This window comes from Streptomyces lacaronensis, assembly GCF_047337785.1.
In the GTDB taxonomy this organism is placed as follows: Bacteria; Actinomycetota; Actinomycetes; order Streptomycetales; family Streptomycetaceae; genus Streptomyces; species Streptomyces lycopersici.
On the sequence record NZ_JBLHDK010000003.1, the window covers coordinates 10,858,415 to 10,878,836 of the forward strand.

General features: G+C 69.4%; 8 protein-coding genes. 5 read left to right on the plus strand and 3 right to left on the minus strand.

Annotation, left to right across the window (positions count from 1 at the left end; translation table 11 throughout):
- Positions 1-6 precede the first annotated feature (6 nt).
- The 5 genes from ACMTAK_RS46955 (at position 7) to ACMTAK_RS46975 (ending at position 18,375) form a co-directional block, all read left to right on the plus strand.
- Positions 7-6,537, plus strand: a complete 6,531-nt coding sequence (locus ACMTAK_RS46955) for an SDR family NAD(P)-dependent oxidoreductase (RefSeq protein WP_413811819.1) — start codon at positions 7-9, stop codon at positions 6,535-6,537.
- Positions 6,538-6,596: 59 nt separating this feature from the next.
- On the plus strand, positions 6,597-14,960 hold the full coding sequence (locus tag ACMTAK_RS46960; protein WP_413813209.1) for a type I polyketide synthase: 8,364 nt from the start codon (positions 6,597-6,599) through the stop codon (positions 14,958-14,960).
- Positions 14,961-15,024: 64 nt separating this feature from the next.
- Positions 15,025-15,783, plus strand: a complete 759-nt coding sequence (locus tag ACMTAK_RS46965; protein ID WP_413811820.1) for an arylamine N-acetyltransferase family protein — start codon at positions 15,025-15,027, stop codon at positions 15,781-15,783.
- An 86-nt stretch (positions 15,784-15,869) separates the two neighbouring features.
- Positions 15,870-17,096, plus strand: a complete 1,227-nt coding sequence (locus tag ACMTAK_RS46970; protein ID WP_413811821.1) for an LLM class flavin-dependent oxidoreductase — start codon at positions 15,870-15,872, stop codon at positions 17,094-17,096.
- Positions 17,097-17,172: 76 nt separating this feature from the next.
- Positions 17,173-18,375: a cytochrome P450 gene (locus ACMTAK_RS46975; RefSeq protein WP_413811822.1), complete on the plus strand. Its 1,203-nt coding sequence runs from the start codon at positions 17,173-17,175 to the stop codon at positions 18,373-18,375.
- Here ACMTAK_RS46975 and ACMTAK_RS46980 read toward each other — a convergent pair.
- The 3 genes from ACMTAK_RS46980 to ACMTAK_RS46990 form a co-directional block, all read right to left on the minus strand.
- On the minus strand, positions 18,351-19,049 hold the full coding sequence (locus ACMTAK_RS46980) for an alpha-ketoglutarate-dependent dioxygenase AlkB family protein (protein ID WP_413811823.1): 699 nt from the start codon (positions 19,047-19,049) through the stop codon (positions 18,351-18,353). The two genes, ACMTAK_RS46975 and ACMTAK_RS46980, sit on opposite strands and share 25 nt — an antisense overlap.
- A 37-nt stretch (positions 19,050-19,086) precedes the next feature.
- Positions 19,087-19,815 carry a 2OG-Fe(II) oxygenase gene (locus ACMTAK_RS46985; RefSeq protein ID WP_413811824.1) on the minus strand — a complete coding sequence of 243 codons (729 nt, stop codon included), beginning with the start codon at positions 19,813-19,815 and terminating at the stop codon, positions 19,087-19,089.
- Positions 19,816-19,886: 71 nt separating this feature from the next.
- A complete protein-coding gene (locus ACMTAK_RS46990; protein WP_413811825.1) occupies positions 19,887-20,393 on the minus strand; it encodes a methylated-DNA--[protein]-cysteine S-methyltransferase in 507 nt (168 codons plus the stop codon).
- Positions 20,394-20,422 lie beyond the last annotated feature (29 nt).

Sequence of the window (20,422 nt, forward strand, 5' to 3'; positions counted from 1 at the left end):
CCTTCGGTGGAGAACGACGAGAAGCTGGTCCGGTACCTCAAGCGGGTGACCGCCGACCTGCACCAGGCGCGGCAGCGGCTCACCGAGATCGAGGCCGCGCAGTCGGAGCCGATCGCGATCGTGGGGATGGCGTGCCGGTTGCCGGGTGGGGTGACCACGCCGGAGGAGCTGTGGGACCTGGTGGTGTCCGGCGGTGACGCGGTCGGTGGGTTTCCGGAGGACCGTGGCTGGGATCTGGAGAACCTCTTCGACCCGGATCCGGACCACCCGGGCACCAGCTATGTCCGCGAGGGTGGCTTTCTGCGCGACGCGGGGGAGTTCGACGCGGGCTTCTTCGGGATCTCGCCGCGCGAGGCGCTGGCGATGGATCCGCAGCAGCGGCTGTTACTGGAGACGTCATGGGAGGCGTTGGAGCGCGCCGGAATCGACCCAACTGGTCTGCGTGGTAAGGACATTGGTGTCTACTTCGGCACTCTCAACCAGGACTACGCCACGGGCGTGGACACGGTCCCCGAGGGCGTCGAGGGCTATCTGATGACGGGCAGCTCGGCGAGCGTGCTCACCGGTCGGGTCGCCTATGAGCTGGGGTTCGAGGGTCCGGCGATGACGATCGACACGGCATGCTCCTCCTCACTGGTGGGCCTCCACCTGGCCGCGCAGGCGCTGCGCTCCGGCGAGTGCTCGATGGCCCTGGCCGGAGGGGCCACCGTCATGTCCACCCCCAGCGCCTTCGTCGGCTTCTCGCGGCAGCGCGGCATGGCCGAAGACGGCCGCTGTAAGTCGTTCGCGGCCTCGGCGGATGGCACGGGGTGGGCTGAGGGTGTGGGTGTGGTGGTTTTGGAGCGGTTGTCGGTTGCGGAGCGGAACGGTCATCGGGTGTGGGCGGTGGTGCGGGGCAGTGCGGTGAACCAGGATGGTGCGTCGAATGGGTTGACGGCGCCGAATGGTCCGTCGCAGCAGCGGGTGATTCAGCAGGCGTTGGCGGGTGCGGGCCTGGTGGCGGGCGATGTGGACGCCGTGGAGGGCCACGGCACCGGCACCACGCTGGGTGATCCGATCGAGGTCCAGGCGTTGATGGCGACCTACGGCCAGGATCGGCCTGAGGGGCGTCCGTTGTGGTTGGGGTCGTTGAAGTCGAATATTGGTCATGCGCAGGCGGCTGCGGGTGTGGCTGGTGTGATCAAGATGGTGTTGGCGTTGCGGTGTGGGGTGTTGCCGAGGACGTTGCATGTGGATGAGCCTTCGCCTCAGGTGGATTGGTCGGCGGGTGCGGTGGAGCTGCTGACTGAGCAGCGGGTGTGGCCGGAGGTGGGGCGTCCGCGTCGGGCGGGGGTGTCGGGGTTCGGGGTGAGTGGGACGAATGCGCATGTGATTTTGGAGCAGGCGCCGGAGGCGGCGATTGATGTGGCGCCGGTGGTGGTGTCGGAGGCTCCGGGTGGTGTGGTGCCGTTGGTCGTTTCGGGCTCCGATGGGGCGGGGCTCCGGGGGCAGGCGCGGCGGCTGGTGGACTTTGTGGAGCGACGGCCGGACGTGGAACTGGGCCATCTGGCCCGCTCCTTGGCGGCGTCGCGGGCGGGGTTGTCGGAACGTGCGGTGGTGCTGGCGGGGGACCGGAGTGAGGCGCTGGCGGGGCTGGAGGCGGTGGCGGGGGGTGAGGTGGCCGGTAGCGATGTGGTGGGACGCGCGGACGCTCGGGGTCGGGTGGTGTTGGTGTTTCCTGGTCAGGGGGCGCAGTGGGTGGGGATGGGTGCGGAGTTGTTGGAGTCGAGTGTGGTGTTTGCGGAGTGTTTGGTTGAGTGTGCGGGGGTGTTGGATCCGTTGACGGGGTGGTCGTTGGTGGATGTGGTGCGGGGTGTGGGGGGTGCGGGGTTGTTGGAGCGGGTGGATGTGGTGCAGCCGGTGTCGTTTGCGGTGATGGTGGGGTTGGCGCGGGTGTGGTTGGCGGCTGGTGTGGTGCCGTCGGCTGTGGTGGGTCATTCGCAGGGGGAGATTGCGGCGGCGTGTGTGGCGGGTGGGTTGTCGTTGGAGGATGCGGCGCGGGTGGTGGTGTTGCGTAGTCGGGTGATTGCTGCGGGGCTCTCGGGCGGTGGTGGGATGGTGTCGCTGGCTGTGGGGGTGGGTGAGGCGGAGTTGCTGGTGTCTCCTTGGGCGGGTCGGGTTGAGGTGGCGGCGGTGAATGGGCCGTTGTCGGTGGTGGTGGCTGGTGAGCTGGAGGCGTTGCGGGAGTTGGTGGGGGAGTGTGAGGGGTCGGGGGTGCGGGCGCGGTGGGTCGATGTGGATTACGCCTCGCATACGGCGCAGGTGGCGGCGATTGAGGAGGAGTTGGTCGGGTCGTTGTCGTGCATCCGGCCGGTGTCCTCGCGTATCCCGTTCTTCTCCACGGTGGAGGGGGAGTGGGTGGATACGGTCGAGTTGGACGCGGGGTACTGGTATCGCAATCTGCGGAGCACGGTGCGCTTCGCCCCGTCGATCGACCGGTTGATCGGGGAAGGCTTTGCGGCCTTCGTTGAGGTGAGCGCGCATCCGGTGCTGACGATGAGCATCGAGGCGGCGGCGGAGCAAGGGGACGCCGGGCCGGTCGTGGTGACCGGGACACTCCGCCGGGACGAGGGTGGCATGCGTCGCGTGCTCACCTCCCTGGCCGAGGCGTACGTACGCGGTGTCCCCGTCGACTGGTCCGCCCTGCTCGGCAACGTCCCCGCGCACGCCGCGATGGATCTGCCCACCTACGCCTTCCAGCGTCAGCACTACTGGCTGGGACGGCGAGGCGGATCGGTGGACGCGACCGCGCTGGGGCTTGTGGGGGCCGAGCACCCACTGCTGGGCGCCGTGACCGAACTGCCCGAGTCGGGGGGCTTGCTGTTCACCTCCCGGCTGTCGTTGCGTACGCATCCGTGGCTGGGCGACCACACGGCCGCGGGCACGGTGTTGCTGCCCGGGGCGGCCTTCGTGGAGCTGGCGGTGCGCGCCGGTGACGAGGTCGGCTGTGGTGCCGTCGAAGAGCTTGTTGTCGAAGCACCGCTCAGGCTGCCCGAGCGCGACGGTGTTCAGCTGCGGGTGAGCGTCGGCGCGGCGGACGATTCCGGCCGACGCCCGGTGGCAGTGCACTCACGCGGCCAGGACGGTGACACGGACACCCCCTGGACCCGCCACATCAGTGGCACGCTTGCCCAGGACACCCCCGATGACCTGGACGCGGACCTGACGCAGTGGCCCCCCACCGGGGCGGTGGCGGTCCCGGAGGAGCGGGTGCGCGGCATTTACGAGGAGCTGGAGGCGAGCGGTTACGGATACGGCCCCGCGTTTCGTGGTCTGCGGGCCGTGTGGACGCGGGGCGACGAGATCTACGCCGAGGTGGCCCTGCCCGAGGAGCTGTCGGCCGAAGCCACCGCGTTCGGGCTGCACCCCGCACTGCTCGACGCGGCCCTGCACGCCACCGCGGTCCGCGACCGTACCGATGACCAGACAGGGCCCACCCTGCCGTTCGCCTATCGGGGAGTGTCCCTGCACGCCTCCGGCGCTTCGGCACTGCGCGTACGTATCACACCCAACGGCAAGGAAGGGGTGGGCCTTCGGCTGGCCGATCCGAGCGGGGCGGCGGTGGCGGTGGTCGAGTCGTTGGTGTCGCGGCCGATGCCGGCGGCGCTGCTGGACGCCGCCGCACGGACCTCGACCGACCGGATGTTCCTCGTGGGCTGGGAGGAGCTGCGGGTCGACACCGCCGATGTACCACTGGACACCGTCTCCGTACACACCGCGCAGGACGTACGGCAGTTGGCCACCCGAGCCGACGCGCCGGTCGCGGCGCCACCGGTGTTGCGGTACGAGATCGGCACCGACGATGCCGTAGCCGACGACATCAGCGCGGCCCGTGCGCATGAGCTGCCGGGCCAAGTGCTGGACGTGCTGCGGACGTGGCTGACCGAGCCCACGCTGGAGGACTCACGTCTGCTGGTGCTGACACGGCGCGCGGTACGAGTCCGGGACAGCGATCCGATCGATCCGGCGGTCGCCGCGGCCTGGGGGCTGGTCGGCACCGCACAGTCGGAGAACCCCGGGCGAATCCTGCTCCTCGACCTGGACTACGCACCGGCCTCCACGGAGGCCCTGCCCACCCTTCTGCCCGCCCTGCTCGCCGGAGACGAACCACAGCTCGCACTACGAGCGGGCGTCTGCCACCAACGCCGTCTGACCCGGGCGACGGCCGACGAGGCACTGGTGGCGCCCGAGGGAGAACCCGCGTGGCAGCTGGGCACCCGCGGCCCGGGAACATTCGATGGCCTGGCGCTGCTGCCGTCGCCGAAGGCACTGGCGCCACTGCCCCCGGGCCATGTCCGGATCGAGACACGTGCCGCGGGGCTCAACTTCCGCGATGTGCTGATGGCGCTGGGCATGTACCCCGGCGAGATCAGCATCGGCAACGAGGGCGCGGGTGTGGTCACGGAGGTCGGCCCCGGCGTCACCCGCTTCGCTCCGGGCGACCGCGTCATGGGGCTCTTCGAGGGCGCGGGCGGCCCCATCGCCGTCGCCGACTGCCTCACTCTCGTCCACATGCCCGAGCGGTGGTCCTTCGAGCAGGCGGCCGCGGTCCCCTGCGTATTCCTCACCGCCTACTACGGGCTGCGGGACCTGGCACGGCTGGAGCGCGGGGAGTCGGTCCTCATCCACGCCGCCGCCGGTGGCGTCGGCATGGCCGCGGTGCAACTGGCACGGCATTGGGGCGCCGAGGTCTACGGCACCGCCGGCCCGGCCAAGTGGGACGCGGCACGTACCGCCGGTGTCCCGGACGGACGGCTGGCCAACTCCCGGACCATGGAGTTCGAGCAGCGGTTCCTCAAGATGACCGGCGGCCGTGGCTTCGATGTGGTGCTGGACGCCCTCGCCGGAGACTTCGTGGACGCCTCACTCCGATTGCTGCCCAGGGGCGGCCGGTTCATCGAAATGGGCAAGAGCGATATACGGGACGCCGAAGAGGTGGGCAATCAGCACCCCGGCGTGGCCTATCGGGCGTTTGACCTGGCCGAGGCCGGTGGCGAGCGCATCCAGCGGATGCTGACCGAGCTGGTCGACCTCTTCGAGAAGGGGGTGCTGACCCCGCCACCGATGACCGTATGGGACGTCCGGCGCGCTCCGGCCGCCTTCCGCTTCATGAGCCGGGCGCAGCACATCGGCAAAAACGTGTTCACCCTGCCGCGCCGACTTGACCCGGACGGCACCGTGCTCATCACGGGGGGTACCGGATCGCTGGGCAAGGTGGCCGCCCGGCGTCTGGTGACCGAGCACGGCGTACGGAATCTGGTGCTGACCAGCCGGAGCGGACCCCAGGCCGCCGGCGCCACCGAGCTGGAGCGGGAACTGACCTCACTCGGCGCGCGGGTACGGATTGCCGCATGCGATGTGGCAGACCGCGACGCCCTGGCCGGATTGCTGTCCTCGCTGCCCGAAGACGCACCGCTGACCGCCGTGGTGCACAGCGCGGGAGCGCTGGACGACGGTGTGATCACCGCATTGACCAGGGAGCGGCTGGACATGGTCTTCGCCCCGAAGGTGGACGCCGCACTCCATCTGCACGAGCTGACCCGGCACCTGGATCTGGCGGCCTTCGTCCTGTTCTCCTCGGCCGCGGGGACGCTCGGCAGTTCGGGGCAGGGGAGCTATGTGGCGGCCAACGCCTTCCTGGACGCCTTGGCACATCGGCGCCGCGCCGAGGGGCTCCCGGGCATCTCCCTGGGGTGGGGGCTGTGGGCACAGGGCGCGGGGGTCGGGCTGACCGGCCACCTCACCGACGCCGACCAGCGGCGCATGGCGCGCGGGGGAGTGGCCGGGCTGTCGGAGGACGAAGGCGGAGCACTGTTCGACACCGCACTGCGCATGCCTCAGCCGGTGGTGCTTCCGATGAAACTGGACCTGGGCGCACTGCGGGCCCAGGGCGCCACCACCGGACCAGTGCCACCGTTGCTCCGTGGCCTCGTCCGGCAGGGTCGGCGCATCGCGCGGACGGCCGCCGATCTGGACGCCTTCACCCAGCGCCTGACCAGGGCCACGCCCGAGGAGCAGGAGCAGATCTTGCTCGGCCTGGTCTGCCGGGAGGCGGCTCGGGTACTGGGCCACGCATCAGCCCACGCCATCGGGCCGGACCTGGCGTTCAACGAAATCGGCTTCGACTCCCTCACAGCGGTGGAACTGCGCAACCGGCTGGCCAACCACACCGGGACACGGCTCCCGGCCACGCTGGTCTTCGACTATCCGACGCCCACCGCCCTGATGCGCCACTTGCGGACGAAGCTCTGCCCGGATGCCCCACCTGAGCGGGGTCTCGCTGGGAGGGAGGAGGACCTGCGCCGCGCGTTGGCCAGCACACCGCTGAGCCGCTTCCAGGAGCTGGGCATCCTCGACACCCTCATGGCGCTGGTCCGGGAACCCGAAGCGGAGCAGCAGGTGGACGGGCAGTCGGCGGAGGAGCGACCGGCTGCCGCGATCGCCGATATGGATGTCGCCAGTCTGGTGCAACGAGCCATGAGCAAGGCCGGGAAGTAATGTCGGTTCGAAATGCGGAGGCCGGGATGACCACTCCCGAAGCGAAGGTCGTCGAAGCGCTGCGTGTCACGCTCATGGAGAACGAGCGGCTCGAGCGGGAGAACGCCGACATACGTCGCGGCCTGTCGGAACCGATCGCGATCGTGGGGATGGCGTGCCGGTTGCCGGGTGGGGTGACCACGCCGGAGGAGCTGTGGGACCTGGTGGTGTCCGGCGGTGACGCGATCGGCGGGTTTCCGGAGGACCGTGGCTGGGATCTGGAGAACCTCTTCGACCCGGATCCGGACCACCCGGGCACCAGCTATGTCCGCGAGGGTGGCTTTCTGCACGACGCGGGGGAGTTCGACGCGGGCTTCTTCGGGATCTCGCCACGTGAGGCGCTGGCGATGGATCCGCAACAGCGCATCATGCTCGAGACCTCCTGGGAGGCTTTCGAACGCGCCGGTATCGACCCGACCGCTTTGCGGGGCAAGGACATCGGCGTCTTCTCCGGGGTGACGTACCACAGCTACGGCTCCGGTGCGCGGATCCCCGAGGAGCTCGAGGCGGTCATGGGAACGGGCACATCGGCGAGCGTCCTGTCGGGGCGGGTGTCTTATGCCCTCGGTTTCGAGGGTCCCTCTGTCGCGGTGGATACGGCGTGTTCCTCGTCGCTGGTGGCGTTGCATCTGGCCGTACAGGCGCTGCGATTGGGCGAGTGCTCGATGGCGTTGGCCGGAGGCGTGACCGTCATGGCCAACCCGGGCATCTTCGTCGGCTTCTCGCGGCAGCGCGGGATGTCCAAGGACGGCCGTTGCAGGGCGTTCGCGGCGTCGGCGGACGGCACCGGCTTCTCCGAGGGCGCGGGGGTGCTGCTGGTGGAGCGGTTGTCGGACGCCCAGCGGAACGGTCATCGGGTGTTGGCGGTGGTGCGGGGTAGTGCGGTGAATCAGGATGGTGCGTCGAATGGGTTGACGGCGCCGAATGGTCCGTCGCAGCAGCGGGTGATCCGGCGGGCGTTGGCGAGTGCGGGGCTGGTGGCGGGTGATGTGGATGTGGTGGAGGCGCATGGGACGGGGACGGCGCTGGGTGATCCGATTGAGGCGCAGGCGGTGCTGGCTACGTATGGCCAGGATCGGCCTGAGGGGCGTCCGTTGTGGTTGGGGTCGTTGAAGTCGAATATTGGTCATGCGCAGGCGGCTGCGGGTGTGGCTGGTGTGATCAAGATGGTGTTGGCGTTGCGGTGTGGGGTGTTGCCGAGGACGTTGCATGTGGATGAGCCGTCGCCGCGGGTGGATTGGTCGGCGGGTGCGGTGGAGTTGTTGACTGAGCAGCGGGTGTGGCCTGAGGTGGGGCGTCCGCGTCGGGCGGGGGTGTCGGGGTTCGGGGTGAGTGGGACGAATGCGCATGTGATTTTGGAGCAGGCGCCGGAGCAGGCGCCGGAGGTGGCTGTCGGGGTGGTGTCGGGGGTTTCGGGTGGTGGTGTGGTGCCGTTGGTGGTGTCGGGGCGTGGTGGTGCGGGGTTGCGGGGGCAGGCGCGGAGGTTGCTGGACTTCGTTGAGGGTCATCCGGGTGTGGGTTTGGTGGAGCTGGGGGTGGCGTTGGCTTGTGGTCGGGCTGGATTGTCGGATCGTGCGGTGGTGGTGGCGGGGGGTCGGGAGGAGGCGTTGGCGGGGCTGGCGGTGGTGGCGGAGGGTGGTGGTGCGGGGAGGGCTGATGTTCGGGGTCGGGTGGTGTTGGTGTTTCCTGGTCAGGGGGCGCAGTGGGTGGGGATGGGTGCGGAGTTGTTGGGAGAGTCGGAGGTGTTTGCGGAGTGTTTGGTTGAGTGTGCGGGGGTGTTGGATCCGTTGACGGGGTGGTCGTTGGTGGATGTGGTGCGGGGTGTGGGGGGTGCGGGGTTGTTGGAGCGGGTGGATGTGGTGCAGCCGGTGTCGTTTGCGGTGATGGTGGGGTTGGCGCGGGTGTGGTTGGCGGCTGGTGTGGTGCCGTCGGCGGTGGTGGGTCATTCGCAGGGGGAGATTGCGGCGGCGTGTGTGGCGGGTGGGTTGTCGTTGGAGGATGCGGCGCGGGTGGTGGTGTTGCGTAGTCGGGCGATCGCGGCGGGGCTCTCGGGCGGTGGCGGGATGGTGTCGCTGGCTGTGGGGGTGGGCGAGGCGGAGTTGCTGGTGTCTCCTTGGGCGGGTCGGGTTGAGGTGGCGGCGGTGAATGGGCCGTTGTCGGTGGTGGTGGCTGGTGAGCTGGAGGCGTTGCGGGAGTTGGTGGGTGAGTGTGAGGGGTCGGGGGTGCGGGCGCGGTGGGTCGATGTGGATTACGCCTCGCATACGGCGCAGGTGGCGGCGATTGAGGAGGAGTTGGTCGGGTCGCTGTCGCGCATCCGGCCGGTGTCCTCGCGTATCCCGTTCTTCTCCACGGTGGAGGCGGAGTGGGTGGATACGGCAGAGTTGGACGCGGGGTACTGGTACCGGAACCTGCGGAGCACCGTCCGGTTCGCCCCGTCCATCGAGCGCCTGCTGGAGGAGGACTTCCGGGCGTTCGTTGAGGTGAGCGCGCATCCGGTGCTGACGATGAGCATCGAGGCGGCGGCGGAGCAAGCGGACGCCGCGCCGGTCGTGGTGACCGGGACACTCCGCAGGGACGAGGGCGGTATGCGTCGCATGCTCACCTCCCTGGCCGAGGCGTACGTACGCGGTGTCCCCGTCGACTGGTCCGCCCTGCTCGGCAACGTCCCCGCGCACGTGGCGATGGATCTGCCGACCTACGCCTTTCAACACCAGCACTACTGGCTCAAGAGCGCGGCCCCCGCCGACGCGGCATCCGCAGACGATCAGCTTCCGGGCATGGCCGAACTGTCCGAGGAGACCGGCGCGTTGACCGCTCGCCTTCGTGGGGAGTCAGCGCAGGAGCAGGAACGCATCCTGCTGGAGACCGTTCGCCAGGAGACGGCAGGCGTCTTGGGCCATCCCTCGCTGGATGCCATTGAACCGGACATGGTGTTCAACCAGATCGGGTTCGACTCGGCCACCGCCGTGCAGTTGCGCAACCGTCTGAACGCACTCACCGACCGGACTCTGCCGACCACCCTGCTCTTTGACTACCCCACGCCCCTGATTCTCGCCGACTTTCTACGTGACGAGCTCATCGGGGACACGGCAGCGGCGCAGGCCCTGGAGAAAGCAGCGAAGCCGACATCGGCGTCTGTAGCTGTGTCGACCGAGCCGGTGGCGATCGTGGGCATGGCGTGTCGACTGCCGGGAGGAGTCTCCACGCCGGAAGAGCTATGGGAGCTGGTGCTTCAGGGCCGGGATGGGATCAGCGACTTCCCGGTGAACCGTGGCTGGGATCTGGAGAACCTTTTCCATCCGGACCCGGACCACCCCGGCACCAGCTATGCGCACCAAGGTGGGTTTCTGCACGATGCCGGGGAGTTCGACGCGGGCTTCTTCGGTATCTCGCCACGTGAGGCGCTGGCCGTGGACCCGCAACAGCGTCTGATGCTGGAAACATCGTGGGAAGCGCTGGAGCGGGCCGGAATCGACCCGACCACCCTGCGGGGCAAGGACGTGGGCGTCTTCTCCGGTGTGACCTACCACAACTATGGGTCGGGTGTGGAGTCGGTGCCGGCCGAGCTCGAGGGCATGCTGGGCCTCGGCGCCTCGGCCAGCGTGCTGTCGGGACGGGTGTCCTATGCGCTTGGCTTCGAGGGCCCGTCCGTCGCGGTGGACACGGCATGCTCCTCGTCCCTGGTGGCGTTGCATCTGGCGGCTCAGGCGTTGCGAGCCGGTGAGTGTTCGATCGCCTTGGCCGGTGGTGTCACGGTGATGCCCACGCCCGGCATCTTCATCGCCTTCTCGCGGCAGCGCGGCATGTCGGTCGATGGCCGGTGCAAGTCCTTCGCCGCCTCGGCTGACGGTACGGGGTGGGCCGAGGGCGTGGGTGTGTTGGCGCTGGAGCGGTTGTCGGACGCGGAGCGGCTTGGCCATCGGGTGTTGGCGGTGGTGCGGGGCAGTGCGGTGAACCAGGACGGTGCGTCGAACGGTCTGACGGCGCCGAATGGTCCGTCGCAGCAGCGTGTTATTCGGCAGGCACTGGCCAGTGCGGGTGTGTCGGCCGCCGAGGTGGATGTGGTCGAGGCGCATGGCACGGGTACGGCGCTGGGCGATCCCATCGAGGCGCAGGCGGTGCTGGCCACATACGGGCAGGACCGCGATCGGCCGCTGTTGATGGGGTCCTTGAAGTCGAACATCGGCCATGCGCAGGCGGCTGCGGGGGTGGCCGGTGTGATCAAGATGGTGTTGGCGCTGCGGCATGGCATCGCACCTCGGACACTTCACGTGGAGGAGCCTACGTCGCAGGTGGATTGGTCGGCGGGTGCGGTGGAACTGCTGACCGAGGAGCGCGTGTGGCCGGAGGTGGGGCGTCCGCGCAGGGCTGGTGTGTCCGCGTTCGGGGTCAGCGGCACCAACGCCCACGTCATCCTGGAACAGGCGGCGCCGCCGGGGACCGAGCCGACCGGCCCGGCGATGTCTTGGCCGAAGGGCGTCCCTGTGCCGCTGGTGGTGTCGGGGCGTGGTGACACGGCCTTGCGGGCCCAGGCGCGACGCCTGCGGTCCTTCCTCGCGGACGAGCCGCAGCTCGATCTGAGCGAGCTGGGTGTCGCGTTGGGTTGTGGTCGGGCGGGGTTGTCGGATCGTGTGGTGGTGGTGGCGGGGGGTCGGGAGGAGGCGTTGGCGGGGTTGGGTGCGGTGGTGCGGGGTGAGTCGGGTGTGGGTGTGGTGTCGGGTTCGGTGGTGCGTGGTCGGTTGGGGGTGTTGTTCGCTGGTCAGGGGTGTCAGCGGGTGGGGATGGGGCGTGGGTTGTATGAGGCGTTTCCGGTGTTCCGGGAGGTCTTCGATGTGGTGTGTGAGGCGCTGGGCCGGGAGTTGGGTGCGGGTGGGGTGTCGGGTTCGGTGCGGGAGGTGGTGTTCGGGGACGGTGAGTTGTTGGAGCGGACGGTGTTTGCTCAGGCGGGGTTGTTCGCGGTGGAGACGGCGTTGTTCCGGTTGGTGGAGTCGTGGGGTGTGGTGCCGGATGTGGTGGGTGGGCATTCGGTGGGTGAGGTGGTGGCGGCGCATGTGGCGGGTGTGTTGTCGTTGGAGGATGCGGCGGTGTTGGTGGCGGCGCGGGGGCGGTTGATGGAGGGGTTGCCGGAGGGTGGGGCGATGGTGGCGGTGGGTGCGGGTGAGGAGCGGGTGCGTCCGTTGCTGGGGGAGGGGGTGGGTATCGCGGCGGTGAATGGTTCTGCGGCGGTGGTGCTTTCCGGTGATGAGGAGCCGGTGTTGCGGGTGGCGGAGGAGTTGTCGGGGCAGGGGTGCCGGACGAGGCGTCTGGCGGTTTCGCATGCGTTCCACTCCGCCCGTATGGAACCGATGCTGGAGGAGTTCCGGGAGGCGATCGCCGACGTGTCGTTCGCTGCCCCGGCGATCCCCCTGGTGTCCAACGTGACCGGGCGGCTAGCAGACCCGGAGACGGTGCGTTCCCCCGAGTACTGGGTGGAGCATGTGCGTTCGGCGGTGCGGTTCGCGGATGGTGTGCGGGCGCTTGCCGACTATGGCGTCAGCACGTACCTGGAGTTGGCGCCGGATGCGGTGCTGTCCGCGATGGTCGGGGACTGTCTTCCTGAGGGGTTGGCCGGAGAGTCCGTGGTGGTGCCGTCGTTGCGGCGGGAGGGCGATGAGCCCCGGGCGCTGATGTCTGCCGTCGCTCATCTGCATGTGGCAGGCGTACGCCTGGATTTCGGTGCCCTGTTCGGCAACACGGTTCTGCCTGCCCATGTCTCGGATCTGCCGACGTATGCGTTCCAACGGGAGCATTACTGGTTGGTGGGGAACGGGGGTGGGGCCAGTGATGTGATGTCTGCCGGGCTGGCGGGGGTGGAGCATCCGTTGTTGGGTGCGGTGATGGAGGTGCCGGGGTCGGGTGAGGTGTTGTTCACCTCGCGGTTGTCGTTGGGGTCTCATCCGTGGCTGGCTGATCATGTGGCTGCGGGTGTGGTGTTGTTGCCGGGGGCGGCGTTTGTGGAGTTGGTGGTGCGGGCCGGTGATGAGGTCGGTTGCGGTGGGGTGGAGGAGCTGGTGATGGAGGCTCCGCTGGTGTTGGCGGAGGGCGGGGCGGTACAGGTGCGGGTGAGTGTGGCGGAGGCCGATGAGGGCGGTCGGCGCGGCGTACGGGTGTATTCGCGGGCGGAGGATGCCGGTCTGGGTGCTGCGTGGGTGCGGCACGCCACAGGGACGTTGTGCCGTGCGGAGGGGGTCTCCGCTCCTGATGTGGGGCTGTCGGTGTGGCCTCCGGCGGGTGCCGTGGCGGTGGATCCGGGAGAAGTGGAGGGCCTGTATGACGGTCTGGAACAGGTCGGCTATCGGTATGGGCCGGTGTTCCAGGGGGTGCGGGCGGCCTGGCGGCTGGATGGCGCGGTGTACGCGGAAGTGGCCCTGCCGGAGGAACATCGGGCCCAGGCGGCGGGGTTCGGGCTCCACCCGGCAATCCTCGATGCCGCCATGCACACCATCGCCTTCCACGATCGCGATGAAGCCGATGCGGAGCTCGTGCTGCCGTTCGCCTATCGCGAGGTGGCGTTGTATGCCTCCGGCGCCTCAGCGCTGCGGGTATGTGTGACACCGTCCGGTCCGAACACCATGTCCCTGGAACTGGCCGATGAGAGCGGTGCCCCCGTGGCTTCGGTGGGCTCGGTGGTGTCCCGACCGGTCAGCGCCGAGCAGTTCGGGACGGCGGCGACGGCGGACCGGATGTTCCGCATCGCCTGGGAGGAACTGCCGGTTCGGCCGGACGGTACGACCGTGGAACCCGTATCGGTGGGCGACACCGAGGACGTACACCACCTGGCCACGACCCCGGAGGCTTTCCAGCCGGACGTGCTGCTGCTGGACCTCGGCGGCGGTAGAGCCGATGCGCGGGAGCTGACCGGGAGGGTGCTGCGGGTCGTACAGGCGTGGCTGGCCGAGCCCTCGTTGGCGTCCAGCCGGCTGGTCGTGGTGACGCGGGGGGCTGTCGCCGTCCGGGAGGCCGATCCGGTCGATCCAGCAGCGGCCGCCGTATGGGGCCTGGTGGGGTCCGCACAAGCGGAGAACCCTGGGCGGATTCTCCTCCTCGACATCGACGAAGCGCCGATACCAACCGCGTTGCTACCCGAACTGCTCGCCGGTGACCAGCGCCAACTGGCCCTGCGCGAGGCCGGCTGCTTCGCCCGACACCTCACTCGTATCGCGGATGTGCCCCAAGCCAGTCCGGGTGGTTTGGGTTCCGGTGGGACGGTGTTGGTCACGGGCGGTACGGGGGCGTTGGGCGCGGTGGTGGCGCGGCATCTGGTGGCGGTGCATGGGGTGCGGAGTCTGGTGTTGGCGAGTCGGAGCGGGTCTGGGGCGCCCGGTGCCGCGGAGTTGGAGGCGGAGCTGGTGGGGGCGGGGGCGCGGGTGCGGATCGTCGCGTGTGATGTGGCGGAGCGGGATGCGGTGGCCGGGCTGCTGGATGCCGTTCCCGGGGATGTTCCGTTGTCGGCGGTGGTGCATACGGCCGGTGTTCTGGATGACGGTGTGCTGACGGCGTTGGCTCCGGAGCGTATGGACGCGGTGTTCCGGCCGAAGGTGGACGGGGCGTTCCATCTGCATGAGCTGACCCGGGGCCTGGACCTCTCCGCCTTCGTCCTCTTCTCCTCCGCCGCCGGCACCCTGGGCAACGCGGGCCAGGGCAACTACGCCGCCGCCAACGCCTACCTCGACGCGCTGGCCCATCAGCGCCAGGCCCAGGGGCTGCCCGCCGTGTCCCTGGCCTGGGGTATGTGGCAGCAGGCCGCCGGAACGGGGATGACCGGCCGCCTCGGCGACGCCGACCAGCGCCGTATGGCACGCGGCGGTGTCGCCCCGTTGTCCCCGGCCGAGGGCATGGAACTGTTCGATACCGCGCTGCGCACGCGCGAACCCACGGTCCTTCCCCTCAAACTGGACCTCGGCGCGCTCCGTGCCCAAGCCGCCAGCGGGGCGGTCCACCCGCTGCTGCACAGGCTCGCCCCGGCGGCTCGCCGAGCCACTGCTCCTCGGGCCACGGCCGATCAGAGCCTGGTGACCGGCCGACTGGCCGGGGCCACCCCCGAGGAGCGGGAGCGGATTCTCCTGGACATGGTGCAGCAGGAGGCCGCTCGGGTTCTGGGACACTCGGCGGCCGCCACCCTCGACCCCGAAGTTCTGTTCACCGAGATCGGTCTGGACTCACTGATGGCGGTGGAACTACGCGATCGCCTGGCCAAGCGCACCGCGCTGCGGCTGCCTCCCAGCTTTGTCTTCGACCACCCGACTCTCCGGATGCTGGCCTGGCAACTGCGGGACGAACTGGAGAAAGCCGATCCGGATGATCCTCCCGGAGCCGTGCCGGCCCCCGGAGCCGCCCGGGAGTGACTCGGCCCAGCACACCCGGTTCAGCGGACCGGCACCGACCGAAGCGGCAAGAAAGGGATCGCACATGTTCAGCACGGACACATACCTGGCGCATCTGGGGTTCTCCCAGCCGCCCGCCCCCACCCTGCCGAACCTGCGGCAGTTGCACCGCAGCCATCTGATGACGGTCCCCTACGACACCAACCACACCCACCGCCTCAGCGCGGAGAACATGGCCGACATAGATATCGACAAGGCGTTCGAGGCCATCGTGCCGACCGGCGACGGTGGCATGTGTCTGGAGCTGAACACCTTGTTCGCCCGGTTGCTCCGCGAATTGGGCTATGACCTGGACGTCATCAGCGGAGGCACGTATCTGCCCGGTGACACCTTCGCCCCCGACCCCGAACACATGCTGATGCTCGTCCGTATCGAGGGGCAGGAGTGGCTGGCCGACGTAGGACATGCCGGTCTGTGCTTCACCGAGCCGCTGCGTCTGTCCGAGGAGGAGGTGCAGTGGCAGTACGGCTGTGCGTTCCGGCTGATCCGGCGGGACGGCTATCTCGTGCTGCAGGCCAAGACTCTGGACCACGACTGGCGCACCACCTACCGCTTCACCACCCGGCCCAGGACCTATGACGCCTGGGCCGGTGTCGGTGAGGGCAATGGCCCGGCCATCCTGGCCGCGATGCGTCGGCGCAGGCGCGCCATCGACAAGGGGCAGGTCTTCCTCACCAACAACATGTTCACGATCGTGGAGGACGGCCATGAGAAGGTCACGCTCCTCGTCGATCCGGAACAGCGCGCGAAGGTGCTCGACACGTACTGGGACGGTCGCGACTGACCGAACCGGTGCCGCCATCCCCGTCCCGGCCCATGGCCCGTCCCAGCCCGCCGCCGACGACCAGCACATGAGAGTGATGATGCGCCATGAAATTCGGCTTGCTGTACGGGGCCCAGCTGCCCCGCCCCTGGACCCAGGACTCCGAACACCGCCTGTTCAAGGAGACGTTGGAGGAGATCGAGCTGGCCGACCGGCTGGGCTTCGACCATGTGTGGTGCCCTGAGCACCACTTCCTGGAGGAGTACTCGCACATGTCGGCGCCGGAGGTGTTCCTCGGCGCGGTCAGCCAGCGCACCAGCCGCATCCGCATCGGCCACGCGGTCGCCCTGATGCCCCCGGGGTTCAATCCGACGGCACGGGTCGCCGAGCGGATCGCCACGCTGGATCTGCTCTCCGACGGGCGCGTGGACTTCGGCACGGGTGAGTCCACCACCCCCACCGAGCTGGGCGGCTTCGGCGTGGAGCGCTCCGTCAAACGGGACCAGTGGGCGGAGGCGGTGGACGCCGTCTCCCGTATGTTCGTCGAGGAACCCTTCGCCGGGTGCGAGGGCACGTATGTGTCCGCTCCCATCCGAAATGTGCTGCCCAAGCCGCGGCAGAAACCACATCCGCCGATGTGGATGGCCTGCGGAAACCGGGACGCGATCCGCATCGCGGCCACCAAGGGCCTCGGGGCGCTGAACTTCTCCTTCTTCGGACCGGCGGAGACCAAGAAGTGGGTCGACGCCTACTACTCGGGCATCGAGTCGGCGGACTGCGTGCCCGCCGGGTTCGCGGTCAATGCCCAAATCGCCGCGACCATTCCGATGTTCTGCCACGAGGACGAGACCACGGCGGTGGAACGCGCCGTCGACGGCGTCCAGTTCTTCAACTTCGGCCTCGGCTTCTACGCGGGTTTCGGCACCGCCGCACCGGGCCGCACCCGGCTGTGGGAGGAGTTCCAGCGCGACCGCGGCAAGCACGGCATGGGCCGCTCCTCCTTCGGCAAGCCCGGTATGCCACTGGGCAATCCGGCCCGGGGCGCGGTGGGCACTCCGCGCCAGATACGCGACTTCCTGCGGCTGCACGAGGAGGCCGGGCTGGACCAGGCGATCTTCCTCGTCCAGGGCGGCGGTACCCGGCACGAGCACATCTGCGCATCGCTGGAGCTCTTCGCCAACGAGGTGATGCCCGAGTTCAAGGAGCGCGACGAGACCGCCGAACGGCTGAAGGCGGCCCGGCTCCGGCCCGCGATCGACGCCGCCATGGCCCGGCGCGAGCCGCCACGGACGGCCGACCCCGACTACATCATCCCCGCCCGGAGCCAGAGCTGACACCGGAGCCGGAGCTGACACCACAGCTGACACCGGCATCGGCATCACCCAAGCAGAAGGAGAACGTGGTACCGCCATGGCTGACACCCCCGAAGAAGAACTTCGCATCCTCGACCCACAGACCGTCGCCGAGGAGCTGCGCAAACACGGCCCGCCCCGGCAGATCACGATGAACGGCACCACGGCGTGGCTCGTCTCCCGCTACGAAGACGTCCGGGACTGTCTCGGACACCCCGGCATGAGCCCGGCCGCCGCCTACGCCGCCTCCCAGGGCCAGACCACTCCGGTCAGCGGGCTGTTCGAGGACACGCTGCCCGGCACCAATCCGCCCCAGCACACCCGGCTGCGCAGGCTGCTCGCCAAGGCGTTCACGACCCGCAGGGTGGAGAGCCTGCGGCCGCGGGTGCAGGAGATCACCGACACACTGCTGGACCGGATCGCCGTCGACGGCCGGGCCGATCTCGTCACCGCGCTGGCCATCCCGCTGCCCATGCAGGTGATCTGTGAACTCCTCGGCGTGCCCATCGCCGACCGCACCGAATTCCACCAGTGGGCCGATCTGATGCTCATGCCCCCGCTGGACCCGGACACCGCCGCGCGTTCCCAGGACGCCTCCGCCAAGCTGTGGGCGTACATGGAGGATCTCGCCGAGGCCCGGCGAAAGGCCCCCGAGGACGACCTGATCAGCGATCTGATGTCCGCACACGAGGACGACCGGCTCAGCCACCGCGAGGTGGTCGCCACCGCACGGATGATGCTGATCGCCGGGTACGAGCTGACCGGCAGCTTCATCAGCAACGCGGTGTTCTCGCTGCTGTCCCAGCCGGACCAGATGGAGCTGCTGCGCAAGGACCCCGAGCTGGCCGGGCGCGGCCTGGAGGAGCTGCTCCGGCACGCCGGGCCGGGCATCCTCGTCGTGCGTTTCGCCAACGAGGACGTGGAGGTCGGCTCCGTACCCATCCGCGCCGGCGACCAGGTGCTCCTGGACATGGACGCCGCACACTCCGACCCGGCACACTTCACCGGCGGCGAGCGGCTGGACCTGACGAGGGACTCCGCCGTGCATCTCCAGTTCGGCCACGGCATCCACTACTGCATCGGTGCGCCACTGGCCAGGGTGGAGGGGCAGATCGCCCTGGAGAGCCTGGTCCGGCGGTTCCCCGGCCTTCGGCTGGGCGTTCCCGCCTCCGAGATCGGCCACAGCAAGAACCCGTTCATCCGCTCGCTGACCACGCTCCCCGTCGAATTCGAGGCTCAGCGGCCCGCGGGCGCTGGGTGATCGCGGGACGGCGTCGGATCGGCCAGGCCGGTGACCCGCATGGTGATGTTCAGCCGTCCGGACTTCAGTCCGGTGGCCGGGTCGCCGGTTCCCGGAAGGATCTTGGGGACGGCGTGGTACGCGTAGCGGGAGGGGCCGCCGAAGACGAACAGATCGCCGGAGGCGAGTTCGAGGTCGGTGTACGGCTTGGTACGGGTCTCGGTGTTGCCGAAGCGGAAAACGCAGCTGTCGCCGATGGTGAGCGAGACCACCGGGGCGGATGACCGCTCGTCCTTGTCCTGGTGCATGCCGAGTCTGGCCTGGGCGTCGTAGAAGTTGATGAGTGCGGTGTCGGGGGTGTAATCCTCACCGGCCGTCTCGTCGTCGTACGCGTCGGCCAGGGCACGACGGCCCAACTCGACCAGCCAGTCCGGGAATTCGGCGACCCGCGCGCCGTTCACATCGTCCGCGGTGCGGGTGTACGCATAGGGTTGCCAGTGCCAGCCGATGCACACCGTCCGCACCGACATGACGCCCCCGCGCGGCAGCTTGGTGTGCCGGATCGGGACCGGGCCGGTGGCCCAGCCCCGGCAGGCGATGACCAGCTCCCGCTGCTGCTCGAGGCTGAGCCAGCCCGGCACATGGACGGCGCCGGGGGCCACTTCGAGACGTGGGCGGGGGATCAGGGCGTTCATACGGGGATTCTCCGCGGACGAGGACTGGCAGGAGACATCAGGCGGCGTCGTGGAAGACCAGCCCCAGCGCGTGGCGCCGCCCGGACCGCACCGTGCTGACCCCGTGCCGCATGACCCCGGCCGACCAGCCGCGCTTGGTGGCCACAGGACGGTCCCGGGTGGTGAAGATCAGACCGTGGCCCTGTTGGAGGACGGTCGTGGTGCCCCGGGACTGGGCCCGGGGCCGCTGCTCGACCAGCAGGAACTCCCCGCCCGTGTAGTCCGTGCCGTACGCGTCCAGCCCGATCACCACCTGGAGCGGGAAGAGCATGTCGCCGAACACATCCCGGTGCAGGGCGTTCCAGTCGCCGGGTCCGTAGCGCAGCAGGATCTGCGCCGAGCGGCCCTGTCCGGCCTCATGGCACATCGCCAGCCACTTCTCGAGGCTGTCCGGCCAGGGCGCCGGGCGGCCGAGCCGCTCCGCCCAGTCACGGGCGATGGTCAGCAGCCGCGGATAGAGCGCCGCGCGCAGCTCGGCGACCGGTTCGGGCAGGTCATGGGTGAAGTAGCGGTACTGGCCGGAGCCGAAGCGGTGCCGGGCCATGTCGATCGTGCTCCGGAACTGCTCGTCCCGCTCATAGAGCCCGGCGACGCGGGCGCACTGCGCGGGGGTCAGCAGCCGTGGTGTGAGCGCGCACCCGTAGGTGTCCAGCTCCTCTGCCAGCTGTGTCCAGTCGGCCGCGGCCACGCGCTGGTGGAGGCGTGCGGTGTCGGTCGTGGTGCTCATCGGTGTGCTCCGGGTTCTCCGGGATCCGGGAAGCGCGGTACGAGCCCCGGTGGTGGGTGCGAGGCCCGCGCTCAGGTCGTCTGCAGGGCGCCTTCGTGGACGAGGAGCCGCTCCTTGCGCTCCAGCCCGCCCGCATAGCCGGTCAGCGCGCCAGTGGCGCCGATGACGCGGTGGCAGGGCCGGACGACCAGCAGCGGATTGCGGCCGATCGCGGTGCCCACGGAGCGGACCGCGGTGCGCGGGGCGCCGATCTGCCGGGCGATGTCGCCGTAGCTGACCGTGGTGCCGTACGGAATGGACTCCAGCGCCTCCCAGACCCTGCGCTGGAACTCCGTACCGCCCTCGACGCACTCGATGTCGAAACGGGTGAGCTTGCCGTCGAAGTAGGAGCGCAGCTGGGCGGCGATCTCGGTGAACGCGTCGGCGTCCTCGCTCCAGCCGTCCTGGACGACGGCCCCGCCCTTCTGCCCGGGCACGGACAGGGAAACGAGCGCGGTACCCCCCGTCGCGGTGGCGGACCTCTCGCCCACCAGCAGCAGCTCGCCGAGCGGGCTGTCGATCGTCGTGTGGACCGTCATGGCTGTGGTCCCTCTCTTCTTCTCGCCGT